Source organism: Pseudoxanthomonas broegbernensis (genome assembly GCF_014202435.1).
GTDB classification, from domain to species: domain Bacteria; phylum Pseudomonadota; class Gammaproteobacteria; order Xanthomonadales; family Xanthomonadaceae; genus Pseudoxanthomonas; species Pseudoxanthomonas broegbernensis.
Genome location: NZ_JACHGU010000003.1, coordinates 1 through 26,479, shown reverse-complemented (window position 1 = coordinate 26,479; position 26,479 = coordinate 1). Strand labels below are relative to the sequence as shown.

The window sequence follows — 26,479 nt, the reverse complement described above, 5'->3', positions numbered from 1 at the left end:
GTGAACGATCCCACTCTCGACTTCCGCACGGCCGAGCAGTTCTACCGGCAGGCACTGGCGCTGGCGCGCACCTATGCGCCGGAGTGGACCGATCCGTGGGTCGGCGCTGAGCCCACCGCCGAGGACGTCAACCAGGACCCGGGTTTGGTGCTGCTGAACCTGTTCTCGTTGCTGGCGCGCTACATCGGCGAGATGGAGAACCAACTGCCCCGGCAGCGTCAATTGGCATTCTACCAATTTCTCAATTTGCAGCTGCGGCCGCCGCTGGCGGCCAAGGTACCGCTCACCTTCACTCTGCAGGAGGGGCAGGGGCCGTGCGAGGTGCCGCAAGACAGCGCCGTGCTGGACACCGAGACGCAGAAGATCCGCTTCGAGACCAATGAATCGTTGCTGGTGGTGCCAGCCACCTTGAGTGCCCTGCTGACCATGATTCCGTCGCAGGATCGCTACATCAATGCCTTCGATTCCCTGGGTGGCGGATGCGCGGTGCCCTTGTTTCTGGCGCAGCAGAACGACGCGTTGGAGATCCCCTTGTCGCACTGGTTCATGCTCGGCGATCCGGAACTGTTCAAACCCGATCCGGCCTTGCAGCGCATCACCGTGAACCTCAGCGGCGTGCGGCTGGCGCCGGAATATTTCGAGCAATGGGCAGACGGTGCACTCAATCCGCTGGGCGCCACCGTCACCGGCACGCACGACGGCTTGAATCTGCAGATCGAGTTGCACCAGCCGCCAAGCAGTGCCGCACTGAGCCCGACTCAACTGGAAGCCGAGCTGTATGCCGCCGATGGCCGCCTCAGCGGATTCACCGAAACGGTGCAGACAGGTGCGCAGCAAGGTGCCACGGATAGCCAGACCCGGCAGGCAACGGATGGGCAGGACGCCTCGGAACCTTGCTATTGGCTGCTGACGCAGCCTGCACCGATGCTGCGTATCACCAACAGCATGCTCAATCAGCTACCGGTGATCACCGGCTTGAGCTGCACGCTGTCTGGAGACGGCATCATGCCCGAGCAGGCCGCCAGCGGTCAGGTGCAGATCAATATCCGCAATGGCGCGTATCCGTTCGGGCAGACCCCGGCAGCGGAGGATGCGTTCTATCTGCGTTCGGATACGCTGTTCACACGCCAGGGCGCCGAGATCGCGCTCAATTTCGACCTCGGCGATGTGGCCGCCGACTACCCTGTGACCTTGTACTGGCAATACTGGGATGGCTCGGCTTGGCAGTCCTTCAACGAGACGCCGACGCAGATCAGCACCTATCGTTTCGTCGACACCACCAATGCCCTGCGCAATGACAATCCGCTGGGGCCGACGTGGGTGCGCTTTCTGTGTCCGGACATCCAGCCCACCACGGTGGCCGGTGTCGAAGGCTATTGGATCCGGGTAGTGATCGCCTCAGGCGGATACGGCGATATCGGCGGCATCACCACGCAGGGCGTGGCTGCCACGATCAATGCCATTCCCGACACCATCCTCACGACCGAGCAAAAGCAGCAGGTAACGGCCTATCTCAAGGATGTGGAGGGCGCGAATTTTTCCTACAGCTACACACCCAGCAGCTATGCGCCGCCCTACATTAAATCGCTGTGCCTGAGCTACGCCTATACCGCTGTTCCCAGCAACTTGTGGTCGTATAACGCGTTCACCCTGAGCCGCTTTCTGTTCAGTCCGTTCAAGCCGATGGAGGAGCGCTACACCGGTTGCTACCTCGGCTTCGCGCCGGACGATTTCAATCGCTACACGCTGGGGCAAAGGCTGTGCTTGTATTTCCACCTGGCGCAGGAATCGGCCGGCGAGTCGCCGGCCTTGCCGTGGCAGTACTACGACGGGTTGAACTGGCGCGCCTTGGCGGTGGACGACGCTACGGCGGGACTGACGCGTTCGGGCATCGTCAGCTTCACCGTGCCTGAGGATCTGCGCGCGGCCACGCTGTATGCGCAGGCGGCTTGCTGGTTGCGGATTCAAAGCGCGCGTCCGAGCCAGGATGTCACGGTGTACGGGGTCTATCCGAACACCGTGATGGGAAGCAACCGCAGCACGGTGCTGGACGAGACGCTGGGTTCGAGCAACGAACAGCCCAGCCAGGTGTTCGAAATGGCGTATACGCCCGTGCTGGCCGGCATGGAATTGGAGGTCGGCGAACCCGCAGGCATGGAGCCTGCGCCGGGCGAGGAAGAGGATCTGTCGCTCACCGTCACCTCGCCCGGTACCTCGGTGCAATCCAGCGACGTAGTGTGGCGGCGCTGGGATCTGGTGGACAGTTTCAGTTTCAGCGGACCCGCCGATCGGGTGTACACGCTGGACAACGAAAACGGGATGATCCGCTTCGGTGACGGATGTCACGGCATGATTCCGCCACGTGGCTACAACAACATCGTCGCTGCTTTCTACCAATACACACAGGGCCTGGCCGGCAACGTCGGGGCTGACGAGCTCACTGTGCTGCGTCCTGGCTTCAACGCGATCGCCTCGGTGAGCAATCCGGCCGCGGCCCTTGGGGGCGTCAATGGCGACACCCGGCACGAACTTCTGGCTACGGCGCCGCCGCAGGTGAAGGCCAACGGCCGTGCAGTGCAATTGGACGATTTCGACACGCTTGCGCGCGCCGCCAGTTCCGAGGTGAGCCGCGCGCACGCCGTGATCGCCGCCGACGGTCGCATCGCGGTCGGCGTTCTGGCGATTTCGCAGGCGGCGCAACCTTATGCATCGCCTGCGTTGCTCGACGAGGTGGCGAACTACCTGCGCGAGCGTTGCCTCGCCCCGTTGGCCACGCGCATCTATACCTGCGAGCCGCGCTACCTTCCCATCGACGTGGTCGCCCAAGTCGGCGTGAATGTCGCGCCCGACCAGCGTCTGACGGTCCAGCAGGATTTGACCCGGCAGTTGCAGGCCTTTCTGCAGCCTGTATTCGGAGGGCCGGAAGGGCAGGGATGGGACTTCGGGCAGACCGTGCAGGCTGCTCAGGCGACTCGTTTCCTGCGGCGTGACCCTCGTGTGACCGAGGTGATGGGCCTGTCTTTGAACGGCGTACAAGGCGGCAACATCGCGCTGGCACCGGACCAGGTACCGGTGGCGGGAAGCATCAGCGTGCTCGCATATGCGCGGCCGGGTGGCGAGGTGGCGCGATGAGCTTCGAGCTACCCGATCTCGACACGCGCGACAGAGCTGCGCTCCAAGCCGAGCTGATCCGACGCATACCGCAATACACACGGCTGTGGACCGACTACAACGACTCCGACCCCGGTATCACGTTCTTGCAGATGTTGTGCTGGATCGGAGAGTCGCTGCTGTATCAGGCCAATGCCATTCCGAACGAAACGCAGCAGAACTTCCTGCGCGAGGTGCTCGGCCTTGCGTATACCACCAACAGCACGCCTTATAGCGAAGCGGCCGATGCCGACTGCGACTTTGCCTTCCAGCGCCTGCGCGCGGTGCTGGGACAGGTGGAAACGGGCGCGGCGCTCGATCGCGCGCAACTTCAGAACGCGGTGTTGGAGTACCTGGATAATCCGTATCTGGCCTTGTCCCTGAGCGATGTCGAGACTCTGGCGCGGGAAACCAACCAGATGATCGCGTACAAAAATATGCAGCATGCCTCGTCATCGGCGCCGTTGCTTGTCAAGCGCGCCGACGCGAAGGCGCGCGACGAAGCAATCAGCGTGTACGTGCTCAGCGACGCACACTGGGCCTATCAATATCCGCCCTATCCGAATAGCGAGGCGACCGATGCGCGTGGCGGAATGAGCCGCGTGCTGATCCTGCAAAAGCCAAGCGGCAGCGCCGCGCAGGAGGCGGACAAGGCCGAACGGACCCTGCTCGAAAACGTGAGGGCTTACCTGGCGCCGCGGGTGCTGCTGGGCAACCGGGTCAACGTCGCACCGGCCCAGCTCACCGAGATAAATCTGAGCGTGGCCGTGCGCTGCCCGCCGCAGGTGCAGCTTGATTTCGTACTCGATACCCTGCTGGCGACCTTGTTCGCCTACTTTAAACCGGATCAGATTTGGGCTTATGACCAGCCGCCGGCAATCGATCGGTTGCAGTGGATTATCGAGACGGTACCGGGCGTGGCGGCGTTGGAGCGGATCGAGCTGAACTACGCACCCACCGTGCGGCTGCCGAGCTATGCCCGGCTGGGCGTCAATTGCTTGCTCGCCGATCTGCCGCCAGGTCCGCCTGCCATGCTTTACCGCGGCCTGCCACAGTTGCGTTGCCTGGAGCTGTACGCGAGGAACGCGCAATGAACGATGTCGCACAGATCGTCACATCCGGGTACCTGCGCTACCTGCCGTCGGTGTTCGCCAAAGCCGACAACGGTTTCGTCGCGGGCTACCTGAAGATATTCGAGAAGCTACTGACCGGACTCAACGACGACACGCTGGACGGACGGCGCGGCATCCAGGAGCTTCTCGCCGCCGGAGTTGTCGGCAACCTGTTCTACAGCCGCTTCAGCTTCCTGTTTCCCGCCGGCGATGAACAATTCATTCCGCCAATCTCCGGTCTTCCTCAGGAGCAGCGTGACGTACTGCTCACCTTGTTCAACAGCTATATCGGCGTGCCAAAGCGACCCGATCCCCTGGCCAACCACGTTGCCGCACGGTCGGGCGACGACGACTTGGAAGCCTTCACCGTCTGGCTGAACGAATTCCTCGGCTGGCTGGCGAGCTGGGTTGACCTGGTGCTCGATCAGGCATGGAGCCTGGATAAGAAGCGTACGGTAATTGCCCAGATCATGGCTTTGTACCGACTGCGTGGCACGGCACAAGGCATGAGCATGCTGCTCAACCTGATGCTCGATTTGCCGTGGGCCGAGGTGGAGTGCTACCAGCCCGGCAGCAGCGCGCCCGTCAAGATCGGCCAGTTGAGCGTGAACGTGTTCAACCCGTCTCCGCCACCCATCGTGGTCAATGGGCGGGCCGATGTGCCTGGCACGTTCGTATTGCATGCGTCCTACCAGCCAGGATTTCCACTGGTTTCCGGTTACGCGCCCTGGCTGTTCGTAGTGCAGGTGCTGTTGCCCGCAAAGGTCGATACCGATCTGGTGCTTGCTCCCGCTGGCGCGCAGAAAGTGCAGTGGTTGTTCGGCCAGCTCGCCATCCTGCTCGATGCGCTCAAGCCGGCAACCAGTCGCTACCAGTGGCAGATTCAAGGCGGCATGTGCCTGCGTGCCGACGACACGGGCCTGTCCGCGGAATGTCCGCGGCCCAGGGCGCCGCAACTCAACATCAATGCCGTTCTCGGAACACGGATGCCCTCATGACACAACCGCCAAGTCCGACCATTCCGCAAGACACTGCCTACACCCTGAAGTACGAGGACGGCATGTTCCTGACTTCCGGGGAAATGACCCTGGCGCAGAACTACTTCGTCAACTGGTTGCAACTGCAGAACCAGTTGTTGTTCACCCCGGGTGTGCTGAGCGGCTTGATGGTTACCAATCCGAGCGGCAACACCTTGGCCGTCGAAAGCGGCGCGGGTTTCGATTCGGCAGGACATTTCGTGATCCTCCCGGAGGGGGCGGGCAACACCATCACCGTGCCGGCCAATGCGGCCAACCCCAGTTTCATCGGCCTGGTTTATCCCAGCACGCCCCAATCCGTAAGTGGACAGCCCTATGTCGTGGACATGGCGGGCACGCTACAAGTAGCCAACAGCGTCGACCAGCTTCCCGGCGGCAGCATCGTGTTGGCGCAAATCAACCTACAGAACGGCGGCATCGAATCGTTGCAGGATATGCGCGCGCCGGTGACCAGCCGCCTGCCGGCCGATCTGGGCGTCGAGCCGGTAGCGAATCGAGCGACGGCGCTTGCGATCCCGGGTACCCATGGCGTTGCCAGCATTCCCGCGACTGGCTTGCGCCGACAGGGCGATAGCGTGACACAGTCCGTCTACTACCGTTCGCAACAGACGGCGGCCTTCGACCGTAATCCGCAAGTGCTGATCACAGTGTTGGGCAACTTGCCTTACGCCACGTCGGTAAGCGACGTCGGCCCGGAGAAATTCTCCCTCACGCTGACCTCCGTGCTCGCACCGAGCGCGGACAGCGAAGATCCTATTCGTGTCAGGTGGTTTGCCTATGTCTGATCCCAACAATACACCGGTAGCCCGCACGAATTATTTTTCAGGCGAATCGTTGCTCACTGCCGACTTCGTGTGCGAGCAACAATACAACATGGGCATGCGAGCCCTGCTCAACAGCAGCCTGCGCACCTACGGCATCGCCAGCGGACTGGAGGTGGTCTGGCAGCCCGGCTCTGACCAGGTGAGGGTGGGCGCGGGCATGGCCATTGATCGGCTGGGGCGGCAGATCGTGCTCGCCGGTGCCCAAGTGCTGCGGCTTGCCGACGTAACCGCGCGCGAGGTGGTCTATTTGACGATCCGCTACCACGAGGTCTATGCCGATTACAGCGTGGAGAGCGGGGTTCCCGGTTACAAGCGTATCGTGCAGCAGCCGCTCATCGAATACCTGCCCACGCTGCAAGATCCTGGCATCAACATACTCCTGGCCATTGTGAACTTCTCCACCCAAGGCGGCGTCGACACGCTGAGCTTCAAGCTGGGCCAGAACGAGCGGCGCTATGTCGGCTCTCGATTGGGCGTGGTGGAACTGGTCACCGAGGGGAACGGAATTCGAGCGCAAAACGGCGCGATGTCCGACGTGGCCGGCGAACCTTTCATCGGCATCAGGATGCTGGCCTTGAGGGAGGACGGAAGCCAGAGCGATTACCTGGATGTGCAGGCCAGGCGCAGCCAGTTCGACGGCATGCTTACGACACGAGACAGCCTGGGTGTCGGCATCGATCAGCCACAGGCTACCTTGCAGGTTCAGCGCATTGTCGCCAAGGGCGTGGGCACACTTACGACGCGCGGCCGCTTGCTCACGCTGCAGAGTCCGTTGTATCCGTCGTTGCAAGTCGGCGATGTGATCATTCCCGAGCTGCCCGTCGGCACGGCGGCGCTGGTGCCGCGCCAGGCTGTGGTCGAGAGGATAACCGGAGAGGGGCAGTACCAGATCGAGCAGGCATTTCAGCAGGACATTCTGCTGCCTTGTCGCTTCAGCTACATCCGCATGACCCTGGTGCGCTTCACCGCGGGCGATGTGGGCGAAGTGCTCAGCATCGACGGTCAGGGCAAGGTGGAATTGGGAGTGAGGTCCGCGGTGCAAAGCGGCACGCCGGGTCCGGCTGCATTGCAAATTACCTCGGGCCGGCGCGTGGGCATTGGGCTCACCAGCGACGTGGGGCCGCAGGCCGCGCTGGACGTGAACGGCAGCGTGCTGGCCGACAGCCTCACTTGCACCGGCGCAGTCAAGGCGCAGTCCTTTGAAGGCAATGGATCCAAGTTGCAGAACCTGCCCATCCTCAGCTATTGGACCAAACAGGATGTCACCGCAACTTATAGCAGTATCTACTACGCCTCGGGCAATGTAGGCGTGCAGGCACTCGATCCGCCGGCATCGCTGACCGTCGGCACGGGCCCTGGATTCATAGGTTCCGGAACCGTAACGGCCGACAGCAAGGACATTGCGAAGCTCAACGGCTTTCAAACCGCTTTCAAGTCGCAGGTCGGCTACGGCGATTGCATCGTGCTGGGCAGTCTGATGCAGCAGGCGCATCAAATCAGAACGATCACCAGCAATACCACGCTTGAACTGACCGATCAGTTCGCGACTATCCTGCAGAAGTCGGCCTACAAATTCCGAGTCAATGGCAGCAGCGAAGCAAAGCCAGGCAACGGCACTATCAGCAGCAGCGGCACCGTCGTCACCGGCACGGACCCGGAATTCACCAAGAATCTCAGGAGCGGCGACTGGCTGGTGGTGGATCAGTTCAAACCCGATACCGTCGTGGGCTACCAGCGGCAATGGGTGGTCGACGAGGTGATCGACGACATCACGCTGATCGTGATCAACAAGAGCGGCAACCCGCTTCCGGCCAATATCTCTGCGTACATGGTGGTGCCCACGCTGATGGGCATGTTTCGCAGCAATGTCGACTCAGCCGTGCCTGCTCCACCGCCTGCGATGTTGTTGCAAAGCAATGGTCCGGATTGGCAAACGAACAAACTTGCGGCCAATACGGTAGGTATTAATGCCGAGCTTGACGAGCTTGATCCCAAATATTCGCTTCAGGTCAATGGCGATGTGAACTTCAGCGGTTCCAGCAATTTCAACCAGCTTGGCGCCAAACGGCTGACCGTGACGGAATGGGCCAGCATCACGGGTGCCGGAAATGGCGGCACAGTGCTGATGGTTGGACCGACTAGCAGCACGCCGCTGTTGAGCGTGACCCAAAGCAATGTCGTGATCGGCCCCACGGCGGGTGCCGGTACAAGCATGCTTGAAGTAAGCGGCGATGCGAACGCGACGGGCAACATCATTGCTGCCAAGCAACTGCAAGGCGCCAGCGTGAAGGTGACGGGCGCCGTTTCCGCTGGCTCGCTGGAAGCGAAGTCGATGGATGTGTCGGGCGTGCAAGTGGACGAGGGCGGGAACGTGGCCTTGTTCGGGGCCCGGGTCCAGATCGGCATCAGTAGCAGCTCTCCAATCCAGAGCCAGGTGGCCAAGACCGATGGCTTCATCGTGGCAACCCTCTATCCAAACGGCAACCCGTTCGCCGGTTCGCTCACCTGCACGACGTCGACGCAGCAGGGGGGCAACGCGATCAGCTATTACGCCTCTGCCAGCACTACCTCTTATATCACCTCGTCCGAGAAGGGCGGAACCAGCTCAGTTACGATTCAACAATCAACGTCACTGTGCGTACCAGTGCGCAATGGTGAGCTATGGCGGCTGCAATTCTCTTTCGACAGCCGCATAAACCCTGCCAACATTCAGGCGTATTGGGTGCCGCTTGGGCCCGGCAACAGCCAGATGCTGAATGCCATGGCTGCGGGCACGCCGACACAGCCGTCAATGGCTGCGGCTCCAGCCTTCGATCCGGCGACGCAGTTGGTTCACGAGATTCGTTCGCTTCCGGTAGGGGGCGGGGCGTACGGGCAGGGGTCATCGCTTGCCGATGCCCAGCGCGAGATCGATCAACGCGTGGGCGATCTCACCCAAATCCTTGGCGATGCAACGAATATGCCAGCGGACCAGGCCGCACGCGAGGATTTCATCCAGAAGCTGCAGAAGATCGTCTGCTCCGCTTCGCCGCCCGGCACGCAACCCCATAATCGCGTCGACCCGAAGCTCATTGCTGACCTTATCGACACGTTTGCCCGGATCACCAAACTAGAGTTCACGTCCACGCAGAAAGCATTGCTCGCCCTGGGCGTGCGCGCCCTGGTGGCGATCAACGACAACGAGAAGAATCGCAACGACCTGAACCTGATCCGAAACAACATCAACATATTCCAGGAGAATTTGCAGAAGGCCACCGGAATTACGCTCGATAACGGGCAAAGGCGTCTGATGACACGTGCTTTGGTGAGGCTGGTTGGCAATGGCACGCAGGACCCGAACAAGGTGGGTTCGGATGCGCCATCTGTTTAGTCGGTCTGTCGACGCGCCCGTCGTCGAAGATGGAATGCTGCCGGTGTGCAGTACGGATGATTGCGCGAAACACTACGAGCAACTACTGGATCTGCAGGCCTTCTGGATAGCCCGCCATCCGCGGCTTCCTTTTTATACGCTTGGCGCAACCAACTACTACGATCTAGTGGGCAGCGTCAGTGGGCCGTATTTGCAATTGGCGCGGCAATACAACGCCTTGCTGCGGGAGTGCTTTGCCAAATTGTACGAACAACTCCGGGAGGCACTTGAAACGCACCTGAGGCAGCCTGTCGGCTGGTTGGCCGATGTCCGGCCGTCGGCATTGCCAGGCTTCCATCTGTTCCTGGGCCATCAACGCTTCACGGCTGGCGAAAAAATGGACGTGACCCATGCGCATTGGTTCGCGCGGCGCGACGGCGAGGACTTTCCCGGAAATCCTGTGCATGCGGACACGGCACACATGGCATTGGGTCTGGACGGGCTAACGCTATCGTTCACTTTGCCGATTGCGCTGCCTCGATTGGGGTCGGGTATGCGCATATGGCGAATGTGCCGGGCAGAGGCGCAAGGTCTGGCTGACGCCGAATTCCTGGCGAAGCTGGCCGAGCGTGCATGCGCCGACGTGAGCTACACGCCCGGTCATCTGTGGCTGCACGACGGCAACGCCTACCACAAGGCGCTTGGCCTTCCGCGGCATGAGAAGGAGGTGCGCTTTACGTTGCAAGGCCACGGTGTGTGGGATGGCGACCACTGGCAACTTTTCTGGTGATGACCATGTTCTTTCCGACCGGCAACGTGATAGCCGCCGCGGTATTGGAAGCGCATTGGCAGTCGATACGCGACGAATGCCTGGCCTTGCCCCGCGGCGAATTCACCGCCTGGCCGGAACAATCTATCTACAACCAGGGCTGGGACGTTTACGGCCTGTACGCCAATGGGTGCACGTTGAGGGAGAACTGCGTGTTCTGCCCGCGCTCGGCCACCTTGCTGGGTGGGCTGCATGGCGTCGTCAATGCGGGATTTTCACGCATGGCGCCGGGCGCGCGCATCCTGCCGCATGTCGGTTACACGCGCGCGGTATTGCGCCTGCACCTGGCACTGTACGTGAAGGGCGATTGCGGTCTGCGCGTGGGGTTCGAACGAAGGACGTGGCAGGAAGGGCGCTGTCTGTTGTTCGATGACACAGTGGAGCACGAGGCCTGGAACAACGGTGCGCACGATCGCCTGGTGCTGCTGCTGGACCTCTCGCGCACCGCACTGGAGAGCGCAGCATGATGAACTATGCTATTCCGCCCTTTGCCGACAACGCGGCCTTTCTCGAAGCGTTGTGTCACTATGCCGATCTGCTGATCGATCGGGCGCTCTCGCGGCGGCAGGCGGTATCCATGTCCAAGACGCCTGGGTCAACGGCGGCCCGTCAAGTCAGCTTGCGCGAGCAGCACGCACGCGAGCTCGACGTCGTGCTGCAAACGAACTGGCGACAACTCGACGATCGCATGCAGGCCACGCTGGCGCACGATTGCTTCATCCCCTGGATTCACCTGGCACAGCTCTTCCAGCTAACGCCGCTGGAGCAGCAGGTGGTATTGATAGCGCTGCTCCCGGACATCGACCCCGAGTATCGCGGCATACTGGCCGAACTCTCCGATGGCGAAGCAGTGGCGGAACCGGATCTCCCGCTCTCGGTCGTGGCCCATCTGTTGGGTGTCCCGTTCGCGTTGCAGGCGTCATTCTTGGCGGATGGTGCGCTGCGGCATTGGCGCTTGCTTGAGATCGGCCCTCAATGCGACGTGCTCCGGCTGCGGGGCGCGTTTCACATCGATGCGACGCTGGCAGCGTACCTGTCCGGGCGCGCCGTCCCACAACTTCGGCTTTATGAAGCACTTCCGGAATTGCCGGCCGCCGATATGCTGGAGACACTGCAGGTCGACGACTCGTCGCGTCAGCTCGCCGAGCGCTTCGTGCAACGGTGCGGTGCCGGTGCCCCTCAAGACGCTGCCTTCCTGTTGCAGCTGCAAGGGCCCGACGCGCGCATGCTGGAACGGCTGTGCGCGGCGATCTTCACCCCCCTTCGCATGGGTTGTGCGCGCCTGGACTGCGGTCTGCTGACGGGAAGGGCGGCAGGGGAAGGGCGCGCGGCGATGCTGGATCGTTTGCGTCAGTTGTGCCGGGACGCGTTGCTTTGCAATCGAGTGCTGGTGCTGGTCGATTGTCATCGCATGAGTGGAAACGCGGTAGATGATGAGACACAAGCGCTGTTCTCGGCGACATTGGATACGCTCATGGAGAGTCAACGGTATGTGGTTGCCATCAATGGGCCGGCGCGCGTGCTGAGCGAGCATGCGCACCGGTTCACGCGGCACCGGATGACGCCGTTGACGATCCAGGTGCCGATGCCGGACGCTGCTCTGCGCCGAAGCCTTTGGCAGGTCGGTGCAAAGCAGCAGGCGATCGATGTATCGGAGGCCCTGCTCGGAAAACTGGTGAACAGCTACCTGTTCACCCAGTCGCAGATCGACTCGGTGTTGAAAGAAGCAGCCAGCCGTCGCGTGCTCGATGGCGGCGACAGCGCACCTGAAACATTGCTGATCGATGCCTGTCGCGATGCCAGCGTGACCGAGCAGTTCAGCGTGGCCGAAGAGGTCAAGACACGCTACCGCCTGGATGACATCGTGCTGCCAGAACCCACGCGAGGCTGGCTGGAAGAGGTGCTGCAATATGCCACGCACCGGCACCGAGTGATCGAGGACTGGGGATTCGATCGCCATAACCCGAACAGCCGGAATCTATGCGTGCTGTTCTACGGGCCGTCCGGCACCGGCAAGACCATGGCGGCCTCGATCGTCGCCAATGAGCTCAATCTTGGCCTGTATCGGGTGGATCTGGCCGGCGTGATGAGCAAGTACATCGGCGAGACCGAGAAGCACTTGGCGCAGTTGTTCGACCAGGCTGAGTCGATGAACGTGGTGCTGTACTTCGACGAGGCCGAAAGCCTGTTCTCCAAGCGCACAGAAACCCACGATGCACACGACCGCTACGCCAATATCCAGACCGGATATTTGCTGCAACGGATCGAGACCTATCCGGGCATCGTCATCCTCTCCACCAACATGCTCAAGAACCTGGACCAGGCCTTCACGAGGCGCTTCAAGTTCATGATCGAGTATCCGTTCCCGGGCGCTGCCCAGCGCCGCCAACTGTGGCACAAAGCCTTTCCGCCCGATGCGCCGTTGGCCGCCGATCTGGATTTCGAGCTGCTGGCTGCGAAGGCGGCCCTCAGCGGCGGCAACATCAACAACATCGCCCTGCGCGCGGCCTTCTACGCGGCGGCCGGCCAGCGGGCGGTAGGTATGGAAGACGTGATGCGCGCATTGGAGCGCGAGTACGACAAACTGGGCAAGGTGTTTGCGCCCGCCGACTTCGTCTTGACTGAGACCGAATGAATGCTCGCGCGGCCGTTTCGATCCTTGCAAGACCCTCGCCGCCAAGACCCCGGCGGCCGCCTGCGACAAAAAATTCAAGCAACAGGGTTGAAGCGCCGGAACTTCCACATGCCTACGCTGTACACCTTTACCAATGCCGGGACCCACGACAAGTTGAGTCGTGAGCTGTGGGGTCCGCACGCGGTTGCGCATCGCCTGATCCTAAAGGCGATGCGGGGTGCGAAGTCCATCGGCGACCTAAAGATCGTCTTCGACAGCCAAGTACTATCGCCCGACGACGTAGACGAGGTGATCGGCGACGAGGCTCCTGCCAGCGATTACGACGCGCAGATGCTGCCGCGCATCAGACGCCGCCTCTACGAAGATACCTTCTGATGAAGCATGCAACGCTAGAAGCATCGCCGCGAACGACGGCCACGCGATCTTACCCATCGGACCTGTCCGTTCCGGCCACGCCGGTCTTCCAGAAGCGCGCGCAAGGTGAATTGGTTTCTGTGGGGAGCTTGCACTACTCCAGCGGTCCCCGCCGCCATGCCGCGGCAACCGACGCCGTGGTGCAGCGGATCAGGGCAGTGAGAGACGAGGAATGGGACAAGCTCGAGGCCATCTACGAAGTGTTGGATCACTTCGATGACGTGCTCAGCTACAGTTCGTCGATCCCACCACGCCTGCAGAGGGAGTTCTTCGAACTGTACGCCAGGGCAGAAGACGCGTACTGGGCCATCCACGATAGCGGGGAAGTACAGGACGAGGAGAGTATAGGCAGCCTGGAAGCCATGGTAACCAGCCTCTGCGAGATGATGAATTCCGCCAAACAGCAAGCAGCGTTCGATCGCGCGGCGCTGACGCGAGGTATAGACCGGCCGCCGTCGAAGCTGTCGAGATACATGCCGGACAACGCGAAGTCCAAGGCGATGGAAAAGGCCGAAGATCTGAACCTAAATCTGAACGCCCTAACCAATTTCGAGCGAAATCTGGCGACGCTCAAGCTCAACCCCAAAGCCATCTACTACGTGATGGGCAAGAGTGCGATGGGGCAGGGCGACACGGCATTCGTAGTCCGCACCGTCACCATGCTAAATCGCCTAGGTTTAAGCGCTTTTGGCGTGAAATATGCCAAGGAAACCCATGGCGGAGGTACATCCTTCAGCGGCAGTCTCGCGTTCATTACGCCCCAGCGAATGAAGGAGTTGGCGCGTCCGGGCGACTTCATCATCGAGGGGCCGCTATCCGATCCAGTACTTCCGCCGATTGGGTCGGAGATGTCCGCCTTAGCCGTCTCCACGGTGTTCGACACCATGGAAGGATTCACCGAAGACAAGCGCAGCATCCACAACCTGCGCCTGTACGAGTACGGCACGTTGGGTTACAGGGGCGGGCAGGCCGTGTCGAATCCCGGCGACAAGAATAACGTCATTTACCACGCTGACCGCATCCACCATGGCTTCATGGGAATGGGGCATGGCGAAATGGGTGCATTCTACAACGCCAGCGATACGCGCTCGATCGGGTCGCTGGATCGAGTGCTCCATGACTACGCCGCCGAAAACATGGCATCAGCAGTACTGCTTGAGCTGATCGCGAAATACCCGGATGCCGAGATCTATATCGGATACGCCAATCAGCGCACTTCCGTTGCAGGCTGGGTCACGGCTGTCAGCGCCGTCGCCCCGCAGCGGGCTCCGTTCGCCATCGTGGTAGGAATCTACGGCGAGCTACGCCCTCCCGAGGAAACTCCGGTGAAGGGGGCGCAAAGCACTACCTACATTCGTAGTAAGTCGGATCACCACGCCGAGCCCGGTGTGAGAGCCCTGACGGGAGAGGGAGGCCGATGCGCTGTGGTGATTGCCGATGGCGTGCCGGCGCCTGTGATGGCGGCTTTGCAGGCACGTGCCATGCCGCTCACCCTGACGACAGGCAACTACTCTCTATCGGAGGCTGTGGAGAACAGTCATTTCCCGATTTACGAGACGTTGGCGTTCAATGCTAGTGTTGAGACCGCGCTCCAATTCCAGATTGCAAACGCCTTGAACAGACTTGGCCTGACAGGCACCGCATTCGGCCGGGCTGCCATTGCGTTGTCCAAGAGCAGCCCGGAGTCGATCCAAAAGATGACCGATGAGATTGCCGTGATACTCGCTCATCCTTACGAGATCCGGTTGGTCATGGGGGTGATCCGCGCCAATACCGATATCAAGGAGAATCTGATCGCCCGTTTGGCGGCATTGTCAATGCACTGACATCGCTTTCGAGGAGCATCGTGTGATACGCAGCGTTCATCAGCAAACTGCCACAAGGGCTGCCGACGTCCATACGACAGCAGCACCTGCATTGCAGCGCTGGGCCGCGCATGCCGCCAGCACTCCGCCTGGCTTACATTATTCGCCGGGCATGGTGCAGCACGCCTCGGGAAGAGGGCAGGCACTTCCCGATGGTTTGCGCACCGGCATCGAGTCGCTCTCGGGCTTGGATATGAGCGGCGTGCGCGTGCATTACACGTCGCCATTGCCTGCGCGATTGAACGCGCTTGCCTACGCGCAAGGCTCGGACATTCATCTGGCCCGTGGCCAGGAAAAGCACCTGCCGCACGAAGCCTGGCACGTGGTGCAGCAGCACATGGGACGCGTTAGGCCGACCTGGAGTGCCCAGGGTGTGGCGATCAACGACGATCCAGCATTGGAGCGCGAGGCAGATGCGATGGGCGCGCGCGCCATGCAATTCAAGGCCGACGATAGCGCCCCGCGAGCGCTTGGCCGCGGCCATCAGGAAGGGAGGGTCGTTCAACGCTACCTCATCGTCAATGGCACCGATTTCACCGACGAGGTCAAAACCAACGGCGCCAATATCGATGTCGAAACCGCCGCTGTTCTGGGCCAGATGGAGGCCGCGGTTTCGCCAGCGAGTTTTGCATTGGGAACGCTGGAGAACACCGCCTATAACTTCCTGGTTGCCGATACCGGCGGCCTGGTATCACGACAGGTAAAGAAGTGGATAGAAGACAACCAAGGTGAAATGGGCGGTGCCAGTCGAAACACCGTTTTTGGCCGCAAGCAGCAAGCGCGCGCGTATACCAATTATCGTGATCTTGCCATGGCGATCTACGGCTGGGTGTCGTCGAAAGAAGGGCGACGTGAGGAGAAGCGCCTGGCGCACATGACCTATGCGAGCCCGATCATCGAAGAGCGCCTCAACAGTGTGTTGGGCAGGATAGTGACGTGGATCGGTACGCAAGCTGCCAGCGCGGGCATCTCCGCTGAACTGAATACGGTCACGCCAGCGGGAACGCGTTGGGCCGATTATGCGAACTGGTTCAATCATATCCGTGCTGCGGATAGGCGGCCGATACCGCCGAGTTTCTACCCGGTACTGCAGAATCCGGGAAACTATTCCATGCGCGAAAAAATCGCAACGCTGCACGACGTGATGAGATATTTCATGGCTGGCACTGGTACGCAGGGTCAAGGCTTGCTCGACGAAAGCAACGCGGGAGGCCGCGCAGATTTTACTACTTTCGAGAGTACGAACATTGGTGGAAGGGCTGGCTACGCTCGTCCCGATAGCACGATTATTCACCGCGATCCGCTGGCGCGTGAACTGGCCACCGGGAAATTTTTCAGGCCGGCCAATGAAGAGCAACACGCCAGCTATATCTATGCCCGCACGCACCAGATTCCCATGTGGGCTAGGCACTCCTACACCGCGGCACGCATGATGCGCCTGGCCGAACAGGCTGGTGCCACCGTGCCCGAGATCACCGCCGTGGCGTATTCGATCATGTCGTTTTGGCGTAAGGATTACGACCATCGTTCCTTGCCTTACCACACCATGCACGAAATCATGGATTTCCTGCCGCATTTCGGCGGCGCGTACAACCCATTGACGCGATATGCCGATATGCGCACGGCCATCGACCCCTTGCCGCGGCTCATGCCCAGGTTGACCGCGGTCGTCAACTCGGCCAACTGGAACGGCAGAGCCAAATTCAACAAGGGCAGCAAGGCCCCCGAATCGATTGTGGCCATCCGCGGCTTCTTGGGGGGAGCCTTGACAGATGTGGACAAGCTGCTGCAGATCAAGAACGAGATCAGGGACAAGACCGGATGGAGCCTGTTGCGCAGCACGAAGGCGCGCGACCTCTACACCATCCTGGCGAAGATTCCCGACAACGTGAACGTATATCAGCAAGGTGGTACGAGCGCTTATGAAAATTCGCGGATCGCGATTCGACTCAGCGGTGTGCTGCGGGAATTGCAGGCGTTCAATCCATGAAGGTTTCCATGGTTCGATCAGGCCGAGGTATGCAGGGTTCATACGAAAAGCGAAAGGCCGGTTTCGGCCGTCTTTTTTTGGCGGCAGCCGTCCTTTCCTATGGCTGCCGATCAGCATGGGCCAGTTGATCGGATCCGCCCTCCGCCCGGCTATCGGCCGACCACGGTGAAGTGGTGGGACGATCGATACCCCGGATGTGGTGGCGGATCGGGCTGAGCCCTTATCCGCCGAAGTTCGATCGGCGGGTACGCCAGAGTGGAGAGGGGTGGGCGGTGCGGCTTCTGATGGCCCCGTATGAGGCGGCCTGAAAGGTCATGAAGGCAGACCCCCGTTACCGGTTGTTGCCGTCCTCCTGGGGTGGCTGCCACCACGAGGAGACTTCGGCACGGATGCGGGACAGGCATGAGCCGTTCGCCGACCCGTGGGCCCCGGGCACACTAAAAACACACCGCCGAGCTTCAGATTCGGCTGGGTCCTTGCAAGTCCTGATCAGGCGTGGAATATTTCACAAAATTATTACAGAACAATGGGTTGGGAAATGGTGCCGGCCCGGGATCGTGTGTTGTTTCAAGGGGCTGAGAAGGGTGGGCTGGTTTCGTCCGGCAAGGGTCGCAGGTTCGATCCCTGCATCACCACCAGGTTTTCCTCCAAGACCGGCGGCCGGCGGCAGGCTTAACAGCGCGGGACTTTGCCTGCATCATCGCCCGGCCGGTGCCGCGCGCGGCGCACGGCCCGTCTCCCGCAGCCAAGGAGGTCGACTCCCATGCAGGCCAACGTGCTGGAACGTTCCTTCGTCCGTTGGCGCCTGCCGATCCTGTTCTCGGTGATGGTGCTGATCCTGCTGGTGCCGTACCTGCTGGTCAGGCAGTGGACGGCCTACAGCCGCCAGGCCGATACCTGGGTCACCCATACCCTGCAGGTGGAGGCCAGCGCGCAGCGCCTGCAGGCCGCCATCCGCGAGATCGACTCGCTGGGCCTGGCCATCGGCGGCGGCCACGGCGACGACGAGCTGAAGCGGCGCCTGGAGGCGGCGGTCGCGGCGGTGGACCCGATCCTGCGGCAACTGGCGGCGATGACCCGGGACAACCCCGAGCAGCAGGTGCTGATCGGGCGCCTGCAGAACACCGTGGAGCGGCGCGCGGAGATCGCCCGCCTGTTCTCGATGGGCGTGTCGGGCGACCGGCGCGCCGACCTGGTGGATGAGGTCCACGGCCGCTACCGGGTGAACGACCTGTTCGAGGAATTCGCGCGCAACGAGCGCGAGCTGATGGCCGAGCGCGCCGGCTACGCCGAGACCCAGCGGCTGCGGGTGCGCTGGGTGAGCCTGGGCGCGATGCTGCTGCAACTGCTGCTGATGGGCGGCGTGATCTGGCTGCTGCACCGGGTGGAGCGGCGGCAGTCGGCCTCCGAGCTGGAACTGCGCCGCGCCAGCGCACGCGCGCTGGCGGTGCTGCAGACCGTGCGCGAGCCGATCGTGCTGCTGGACGGGGGCATGCGCCTGCTGATGCACAACGCCGCCTTCTCCGAACTGTATGCCGAGGAGGAGGGCGGGGACGAGCGCCAGGAGCGGCTGGAGGACGTCGGCCAGGGCGCCTGGAGCGACCCGGTGGTCCGCCAGCGCCTGTCCGACGTGCTCACCCGCGACCGCGAGCTGTGGGACTACGAGCACGTCCAGCGCACCATCGACGGGCAGACCCGGACGATGCTGGTCAATGCCCGGCGCATGCAACTGCCCGACCGCGACGACGACGTGGTGCTCATGACCGTCAGCGACATCAGCGCGCAGAAGGCGGCCCAGCAGCGCATCGGCGACCTCAACCGCCAGCTCGAGGGCAAGATCGAGCAGGTGTCCGAGGTCAACCGGGAACTTGAAGCGTTCAGCTATTCGGTATCGCACGACCTGCGCGCGCCCCTGCGCCATGTGGCAGGATTCGCCGACAAATTGTCGCGGCACCTGGGGGAGGGCATCGACGCCAAGGGACGGCACTATCTGGAGGTGATCGGCGGCTCCGCGCGACGGATGTCCACCCTGATCGACGACCTGCTGGTGTACTCGCGCCTGGGCCGCAGCGCGCTCAAGCTGCAGGCGGTGGACATGCAATCGCTGGCCGAGGAGACGCGCGCGGTGCTGGACGCCAACCTCGCCAGCGACGCCGCCGACGCCGGGACGGCCGAGCATCGCATCGAGTGGAATATCGCGCCCCTGCCCATCGTCATCGCCGACGAGAACATGATGCGCCAGCTCTGGCTCAACCTGCTCGGCAACGCGGTGAAGTATTCGTTCCAGCGCGAACCGGCGGTGATCGAGGTCGCCCACCAGACCATGGCCGACGGCAGCCACCATTTCAGCGTCTGCGACAACGGCGTGGGCTTCGACATGGACTATGCCGACAAGCTGTTCGGCGTGTTCCAGCGCTTGCACAAGGCCAGCGAGTACCCCGGCACCGGCATTGGCCTGGCCAGCGTGCGCCGCGTGCTGGGCCGCCACGGCGGCCGCATCTGGGCCGATGCCGAGCCCGGGCGCGGCGCCACCTTCCATTTCGTCCTGCCGCCGGCGCAGGATTCCGCCATTACCCGAAGGAGCATGACCGCATGAGCGCGATCCGCACCATCCTGCTGGCCGAAGACAGTCCCGCCGATGCCGAGATGGCCATCGACGCGCTGCGCGAGGCCAACCTGGCCAACCCCATCGTCCATGTGGAGGACGGGGTGGAGGCGATCGAGTACCTGGAGCGGAAGGGCCGCTTCGCCAACCGCACCGACGAGGAGCCGGCGGTGCTGCTGCTGGACATCAAGATGCCGCGCATGGACGGCCTCGAGGTGCTGCGCCGCATCCGCGCCAACGAGAACCTGCGGCGCCTGCCGGTGGTGATCCTGTCCTCCTCGCGCGAGGAAAGCGACCTGGCCCGGAGCTGGGACCTGGGCGTGAACGCCTACGTGGTCAAGCCGGTGGACGTGGACCAGTTCTTCGCCGCGGTGAAGACCCTGGGCAAGTTCTGGGCGGTGATCAACACCACGGTCGACGGCGAGGGCTGAAGCCGTGCCGCTGAGCGCGATCGGCCGCGACGCCCCGGTCCGGGTCCTGTTCGTCGAGGACTCGGCCGAGGACGCCGAGCTGATCCAGGCGCAACTGGAGGATGCGCACCTGCGGGCGGAGTTCGTGCGCGTGGAGGACGCGCCCGGCCTGCGCGAGGCGCTGGAGTCGTTCGGCCCGGACATCGTCCTGTCCGACCTGAGCATGCCGGGGTTCTCCGGGCACGAGGCCCTGTCCATCGTGCGCGCCCATTCGCAGGCGCTGCCCTTCATCTTCGTATCCGGGACCATCGGCGAGGACGTGGCGGTGGCGGCCCTGCACGAGGGCGCCAGCGACTACATCCTCAAGCACAGCAGCGCGCGCCTGCCGATGGCGGTGGAGCGCGCCCTGCGCGAGGCGCGCACGGATGCCGAACGCCAACGGGTGGAACAGGAGCTGATGCGCAGCCAGCGCCTGGAGAGCCTTTCGCTGCTGGCCGCGGGGCTCAGCCACGACCTGCGCAACATCCTGCAGCCGTTGCTGATCGTCCCGGACCTCATCGCCCAGCGCAGCGACGACCCGCGGCTGCGGCAACTGGCCACGGTGGTCGCCGAGTGCGGACGCCGCGGCCACGAAATGGCCGAGTCGATGCTGTCGTTCGTGCGCGGTTCGCGGCGCGCCAGCGAACGCTGCCGCGTGGCCGACCTGTTCCATGCCGTGCAACTGCTGCTCAAGGGCAGCATGCCGCCGCGGGTGCGGCTGAAGGTCCGCCTGGCCGACCCGGCGCTGGCGCTGGACGGCAACTACACCGAGCTGCAGCAGTGCCTGCTCAACCTGTCGCTCAATGCCATCCAGGCGATGCCGTCCGGCGGCCTGCTGGAGCTGACCGCCGAAAGCGTGGACGGGCGGGTCTGCCTGTCCGTGTCGGACACGGGCGCCGGCATGGACAGGCAGACGCTGGAGCAACTGTTCACCCCGTTCTTCACCACCAAGCCCAACGGCACCGGCCTGGGGCTGGTGTCGTGCAAGCGGATCGTCAACGCGATGGGTGGGCAGGTGGAGGTCTCCAGCCGCCCCGGGCAGGGCACGCGCATCGTGTTGTGGCTGCCGCTGCCCGGCGAGGAGGCGGTCGAGGTGCGTCCCGTTGCGGTGGCCGGGCATGGCGAACGCATCCTGCTGGTGTTCCGCGAGGCGGCGCGCCTGTCGCTGGTCGGCAATGCCCTGGCCAGCCAGGGTTACCGGCCCGACCCGGTCGGCGACGGCGCCGCCGCCCTGCGGCGCTGGGCCGAGTCCGGGGCGCCCGATGCGGTGGTACTGGACAACGGCATCGCGCTGTTCCCGGCGGCGGCGTTGCTGTCCACCATGCACGAGTCGGGCTACACCGGCCCGGCGATCGTGATCGAGGACCGGGCCGCGCCGTTCGATCCCTCCCAGGTGCCGGCCTCCCTGCCGGTGCGCTGCCTGCAGCATCCGCTGGACATGCATCGCTTGTTCGCGGCGGTGGCCGAGGCCATCGCGACCCAGGGCTAGGGCGCGCCAGGCGGGCGCGCCCTTTCGCGCGTGCCCCGCCTGCCGCGCGACTACGGCGGCGGCAGCGCGAACAGGCGTTCGGCGTTGGCGCCGGTGGCGGCGGCGATCTCGTCCGCCGCCTGGCCGCGCAGCGCGGCCACCGCATCGAGCACCGCGCGCAGCCGCGCCGGCTCGTTGCGCTGGCCACGGATGCCGGCGTCCGGCTGGTCGGGTGCGTCGGTTTCCAGCAGCAGGCAGTCCAGCGGCATGCCGGCGACCAGGCGATGCAGGCGTTGCGCCCGCGCATAGGTGAGCGGGCCACCCAGGCCGATGAGGAAGCCGAGCTTCCACAACTGCCGGGCCTGCTCCTCGCTGCCGGAGAAGCTGTGGACCACCCCGCGCAGGCGCGCTCCACCGTGCCCGTCACCGCCGATGCGGCGGATCGAGGCGATCACCGCATCCACCGCCCGGCGCGCATGCACGATCAGCGGCAGGCCGGTGTCCAGCGCCAGCCGCAACTGGCCCTCGAAATACCCGGTCTGCGCATCCCGGTCCAGGTCCTGGGCGAAGAAGTCCAGCCCGCACTCGCCGATCGCCAGCGGCCGCTCGCGTTCGACCCACGCGTGCAGTTCGCGCAGGTGCGAGGGACGGTGCCGGGCCAGGAACACCGGATGCAGCCCGTAGGCCGGATACAGCCCCGGCGCGGCGGCGCAGACCTCGCGCAGCTTCGGCCAGCCGGCCGCGTCCACCGCCGGCACCACCTGCCTGAGCACGCCGGCCGCGCGGGCGCGCTGCACGACCTGGGCGCGGTCGGGGTCGAACTCCTCCGCGTCCAGATGGCAGTGGCTGTCGACCAGGTCCATGGCGGCGGCGCTAGCGAGGCGGTTCGCGTCCCTGGCCGGGCAGCGGCGGGGGCTTGCGCTGCTTCCAGTTGGCCAGCAGCAGCGTACCCAGGCCGAGCACGATCTCGTCGATGAAGGGGATCGGATCGAACGGCCACAGCACGCTGACCGCGAAGGCCGCGGCGGTCAGCTTGAACAGGGTAGGGAAGCGCAGGCGGCGTGCCCATTCCATGAAAGGCAGGATCAGCGGATTGGTCATGGCGCGGTCGTGGCCTCCCGGGTGCGTGCAGGAAAGCTAGCACGCCGCGCGCGCGGCCGAGGCGCGGATCGTTCCGGGTGCGGTTCAGCTTGGCCGTGATGCAATGCGGCCAACGAACACGCGGGGCCACCCCGCCAGGAGTGCGACCATGAAGCAAGCTTCCACCGTGTTGATCGCGGCCGGTGCCCTGCTGGTCGGCGGCATCGCCACCGCCGCCTTCATGAACGGCCGCGAGCGCCAGCCCGAGGCGACCGCCCCCCTATCCGCCGAGGCGGCGCAGGCCGGGCCGGATACGGCCGGCGACGCCAGCGTCGACGACGTGCTGGAAACCGCGGGCCTGCAGTACGCCGACGTGCTCAAGGTCGAGCCGGTCACCGAGAAGGAGAAGGTCTACGCCACCGTGATCGGCACCGAGCCGGTGCGCGAAACCACCCAGACCAGCGTGCCGCACGAGGTGTGCGAGGACGTGGTGGTGCAGGAACGCCTGCCCGAGAAGGACGGCAACGTCGGCGGCACCGTGGCCGGCGCGGTCATCGGCGGCCTGCTGGGCAACCAGGTTGGCGGCGGCAGCGGCAAGAAGGCCGCCACCGCGGCCGGTGCCGTGGCCGGCGGCGTGATCGGCAACCAGGTGGACAAGCGCCACGTCGGCGGCAAGGTGGTCACCCGTACCGAGCGCCAGTGCCATACCGAGAACGCCGTGTCCGAATCGACCCGGGTGACCGGCTACAACGTTACCTATCGCAACGCCGACGGTACCACCGGCACCATGCGCATGGCCTCCAAGCCCGGCACCCGGGTGGCGATGGGCAACGCCGACAAGGTGGTCGGCTACCAGGTGACCTACCGCTACAATGACCAGGACGGCACCTTGCGCCTGGACGAGAAGCCGGAAAGCGACCGCCTGCCGGTGGTCGACGGCAAGATCGTCACCTCCACCGCGGTGGTCGAGGTGCCGCAGGCCGCCATCCGCCAGTAGTCCGCATGCAATTGCGTCCCGCAAAAGGCCGGCCCAGCGCCGGCCTTTTGCGTTGCGGGCGCTATTCGAACCCCGCATACGTGGGCGGCCTTGCGGTGCTTGCCGTCCGGAATCGGCCAGTAAGGAATTTCCTACAAGAAGGCAGGGGATTCTCTCCAGAGTCCGAAGATCGCAAGCCGATAGACTTGTCCGCGTCCAATCAAAGGAATGAGCCTCATGCGGGCCGGGATCTTCAGTACGGGATTGGTAGTGTCTTCAGCTATGCTGCTCGCAGCGTTCGTGCCCGGCGATGCCTCTGCGCAGTCCACACGGGTCGCTACTCTTCCCGCTGCGCACGCAACTCCGGGCCCCGTCTTGGGAACCGTGGAGGTAAGAGGCGTCAGGCCCCCCAACAATGAAAGCATTCACGGCACGTTTTCCTATCGTCCGTTCGTGCAGGATCAATTGGCCCAGCTCAGGTATCCCATCTCGTTTACGCAGCGTCCTTACATTCCGGCTACCGACGCGTTTGGCGCGGCCGAAAATTGCGAAGAAATCTCAGGAAACCCGGTTGTCCTGTCGAGCGGCAACAAGATCGATGTGGAGTACCTGTTTGAAATTCCCGAAGAGATGGGGCTCTATGCGCGGCTTGCCTGGAACGGTCGATCTGCCCAGCGCGGGATCTTTGGCCAGAATTTCCTCAGCAATTTCGACAAGAAGCTGATCTTCCAGTTCACGGATGGCTCCCAGTGCCTGCCGGCCCCGGGCGAAGGTCCCTGTCCACACTCAGGCAAGACATTGAAGCTGGCGTTTGCGGTCCGGCCCGATGGTGCCGTCAGGGAGGTCTATACATCGTCCGGGTATAACGATCCGAATGGAATGTACAAGCTGGATGGAAATTTCAGCAGTGGCTGGACGCTCAGGGTCGATGGCGAATCCATCGAGACGTACTCCGGGAATGGATTCATCACGGAGGAAGCGAACCCCCAAGGCATCAAATGGACCTACGGGTACGACGTAACCGGCACTTACCTGCAAAGCGTGACTCATGGCAACGGACGGATTGTGCAGTTCACCTGGTCCTCCGGGCGGCTGGCGTCGATGATCGATCCTGCGGGAGGCACGTATCTGCTGTCGGAGACGTCCACGCAGACGCAGTTGACGTACCCGGGGTCTCCTTCCACGACGGTGACCTATCATCTCACGGGTAATGGGACATCGACACGGCTGCTGGGGAAGTCGTACAACGGTATCCGGTACTCGACGTTCACCTATGACGGTGCGAAGCATGTCCTCAGCGGGGTGCATGCAGGGGGTGTCGACAAGTACGAGTATGTCTACACGTTCAACAACTATGGTGAGGTAACCAAGGTCGTAGAGACCAATCCCTTGGGAAAGAAGGCGACCTACACGGTTAGCTCGGGAAGAATCGTGAAGGTGGAGGGGCATGCCAGTACGCACTGCGCGGCGACGGTAAGGAGCCGATCGTTCGATGCATCGGGTAGGGCTGTACAGCTCGGCAACGGCAATGGCGGCATTATCAGTCTCAACCACAATGGCCATGGCCAGTTGCTCAGTACCACCGAGGGAATCGGTTCCCCATTGATACGGGTGACGTCCAACACCTGGGACGCGGCACCGAAGAACCGGATGCTCAAGGAGACGCTCCCGAACCAGTGGGAGCGCGCGTACACCTATACGACCAATGGCCGGATAGCGTCGTATTCGGAGCGCAACCTGAGCAGTGTCGGTATTGCCAACCAGACCAGGACCACCACCTACAGCTACACCCTGCACGGCAACGGCCTGGTCAAGACCATGATCGTGGAGGGGCCGGTCGACAAGCTGACCTATACCTACACCGCAAAGGGCGAGCTGCAGTCGGTCAGCAATCGCCTGGGGCATACCACCACCTACCAGGACTTCAATGGCCTGGGCCAGCCGGGCCGGGTGACCGGCGCCAACGGCGAGGTGACGGAGTATCTCTACGATGCCCGTGGTCGCGTGACGCGGGTGCGGACCTTCCCGAATGGAAGTTCAGCGGCGGACACGACGTATGCGTATGCCGCCTCGGGGCTGCTGGATTCCGTCACCCGCCCCGATGGCGTGCAGCAAAAGTACATCTACGATGCCGCGCGCAGGCTGATGGTCGAGTACGAGGTCAATGGCTCCGGCCTGTATCCCTATCGCCTGCTGACCCGGGACCTGGCCTCGAACATCACCGTGGAACGCATCGGCGCATCGTCCACCGTCCCGACGCTCGGGACCACGGAGGGGCTGACCGGCAGGTCCTACTTCGACTACGACGAGCTCAGCCGGGTGATGGCGGTCAGGGGCAACAACGGCCAAAACGTCAGGTACACCTATGACCTGTACGACAACATCAAGACCATTACCGATTCTTTGGGCAAAGTCACCGAGCTTACCTACGACATCATGGGCCGGATCACCCAATCCAAGGACCCTCTTGGAGGACTGGCGGAATACGAGTACGACGCGGCCGATCACCTGACCCAGGTCAGCGACCCGCGCGGCAACGTCACCACGTATGCCTACGATGGCCTCGGCCAGATGTGGAGCCGGACCAGCCCGGAGACGGGTACCACCACCTTCACCCACACCGCCAGCGGCCTGATGACCCAGATGACCCGCTCCGGGGGCGGTGTCACCGACTACGCCTATGATTCCGTGGGACG

The 26,479-nt window shown here is 63.2% G+C and carries 18 protein-coding genes; 16 read left to right on the top strand and 2 right to left on the bottom strand.

Going from position 1 to position 26,479, the window contains the following annotated elements:
- From HNR76_RS15655 to HNR76_RS07060, 14 genes are all read left to right on the top strand, one after another.
- Entirely contained in the window at window positions 1-3,132 is a 3,132-nt protein-coding gene (locus HNR76_RS15655; protein WP_162309436.1) for a putative baseplate assembly protein, read from the top strand.
- A complete protein-coding gene (locus HNR76_RS07120; protein WP_162309435.1) occupies window positions 3,129-4,244 on the top strand; it encodes a hypothetical protein in 1,116 nt (371 codons plus the stop codon). Before HNR76_RS15655 ends, HNR76_RS07120 begins: the two co-directional genes overlap by 4 nt.
- Window positions 4,241-5,260: a phage tail protein gene (locus HNR76_RS07115; RefSeq protein ID WP_162309434.1), complete on the top strand. Its 1,020-nt coding sequence runs from the start codon at window positions 4,241-4,243 to the stop codon at window positions 5,258-5,260. Before HNR76_RS07120 ends, HNR76_RS07115 begins: the two co-directional genes overlap by 4 nt.
- Window positions 5,257-6,084, top strand: coding sequence for a hypothetical protein (locus HNR76_RS07110; protein ID WP_162309433.1), 828 nt, complete (start codon window positions 5,257-5,259; stop codon window positions 6,082-6,084). The genes HNR76_RS07115 and HNR76_RS07110 overlap by 4 nt, the downstream gene beginning before the upstream one ends.
- The gene (locus HNR76_RS07105) at window positions 6,077-9,493 is read left to right on the top strand and encodes a hypothetical protein (RefSeq protein WP_162309432.1); all 3,417 of its coding nucleotides are present in this window, start codon (window positions 6,077-6,079) and stop codon (window positions 9,491-9,493) included. The genes HNR76_RS07110 and HNR76_RS07105 overlap by 8 nt, the downstream gene beginning before the upstream one ends.
- Window positions 9,477-10,262, top strand: coding sequence for a hypothetical protein (locus tag HNR76_RS07100; RefSeq protein ID WP_162309431.1), 786 nt, complete (start codon window positions 9,477-9,479; stop codon window positions 10,260-10,262). Before HNR76_RS07105 ends, HNR76_RS07100 begins: the two co-directional genes overlap by 17 nt.
- Window positions 10,263-10,267: 5 nt before the next feature.
- Window positions 10,268-10,768, top strand: a complete 501-nt coding sequence (locus HNR76_RS07095; protein ID WP_162309430.1) for an aspartyl/asparaginyl beta-hydroxylase domain-containing protein — start codon at window positions 10,268-10,270, stop codon at window positions 10,766-10,768.
- A complete protein-coding gene (locus HNR76_RS07090; RefSeq protein ID WP_211373142.1) occupies window positions 10,765-12,936 on the top strand; it encodes an ATP-binding protein in 2,172 nt (723 codons plus the stop codon). The genes HNR76_RS07095 and HNR76_RS07090 overlap by 4 nt, the downstream gene beginning before the upstream one ends.
- A 108-nt stretch (window positions 12,937-13,044) precedes the next feature.
- The gene (locus tag HNR76_RS07085) at window positions 13,045-13,311 is read left to right on the top strand and encodes a hypothetical protein (RefSeq protein ID WP_162309429.1); all 267 of its coding nucleotides are present in this window, start codon (window positions 13,045-13,047) and stop codon (window positions 13,309-13,311) included.
- Complete coding sequence (locus HNR76_RS07080; protein WP_162309428.1) at window positions 13,311-15,176, top strand: hypothetical protein; 1,866 nt, start codon at window positions 13,311-13,313, stop codon at window positions 15,174-15,176. The genes HNR76_RS07085 and HNR76_RS07080 overlap by 1 nt, the downstream gene beginning before the upstream one ends.
- Before the next feature lie 22 nt (window positions 15,177-15,198).
- A complete protein-coding gene (locus HNR76_RS07075) occupies window positions 15,199-17,205 on the top strand; it encodes an eCIS core domain-containing protein (protein ID WP_211373141.1) in 2,007 nt (668 codons plus the stop codon).
- Between the two features lie 763 nt (window positions 17,206-17,968).
- Window positions 17,969-19,801, top strand: a complete 1,833-nt coding sequence (locus HNR76_RS07070) for a sensor histidine kinase (RefSeq protein ID WP_162309427.1) — start codon at window positions 17,969-17,971, stop codon at window positions 19,799-19,801.
- Window positions 19,798-20,241 (top strand): response regulator, encoded by a 444-nt coding sequence (locus HNR76_RS07065; RefSeq protein ID WP_162309426.1) that lies wholly within the window; start codon window positions 19,798-19,800, stop codon window positions 20,239-20,241. The genes HNR76_RS07070 and HNR76_RS07065 overlap by 4 nt, the downstream gene beginning before the upstream one ends.
- Window positions 20,242-20,245: 4 nt before the next feature.
- A complete protein-coding gene (locus HNR76_RS07060; protein WP_162309425.1) occupies window positions 20,246-21,748 on the top strand; it encodes an ATP-binding protein in 1,503 nt (500 codons plus the stop codon).
- A 50-nt stretch (window positions 21,749-21,798) separates the two neighbouring features.
- On the opposite strand, the gene HNR76_RS07055 is transcribed toward HNR76_RS07060, so the two are convergent.
- Window positions 21,799-22,590: a TatD family hydrolase gene (locus HNR76_RS07055; RefSeq protein ID WP_162309424.1), complete on the bottom strand. Its 792-nt coding sequence runs from the start codon at window positions 22,588-22,590 to the stop codon at window positions 21,799-21,801.
- 10 nt (window positions 22,591-22,600) lie between these two features.
- Window positions 22,601-22,828: a DUF6116 family protein gene (locus HNR76_RS07050; RefSeq protein ID WP_162309423.1), complete on the bottom strand. Its 228-nt coding sequence runs from the start codon at window positions 22,826-22,828 to the stop codon at window positions 22,601-22,603.
- Between the two features lie 148 nt (window positions 22,829-22,976).
- On the opposite strand from HNR76_RS07050, the gene HNR76_RS07045 reads away from it, so the two are divergent.
- Together HNR76_RS07045 and HNR76_RS07040 are read left to right on the top strand one after the other, a co-directional pair.
- Window positions 22,977-23,804 carry a glycine zipper 2TM domain-containing protein gene (locus HNR76_RS07045; protein WP_162309422.1) on the top strand — a complete coding sequence of 276 codons (828 nt, stop codon included), beginning with the start codon at window positions 22,977-22,979 and terminating at the stop codon, window positions 23,802-23,804.
- Between the two features lie 207 nt (window positions 23,805-24,011).
- A partial coding sequence (locus HNR76_RS07040) for a DUF6531 domain-containing protein (protein ID WP_183982178.1) occupies window positions 24,012-26,479 on the top strand: 2,468 nt, incomplete at its 3' end.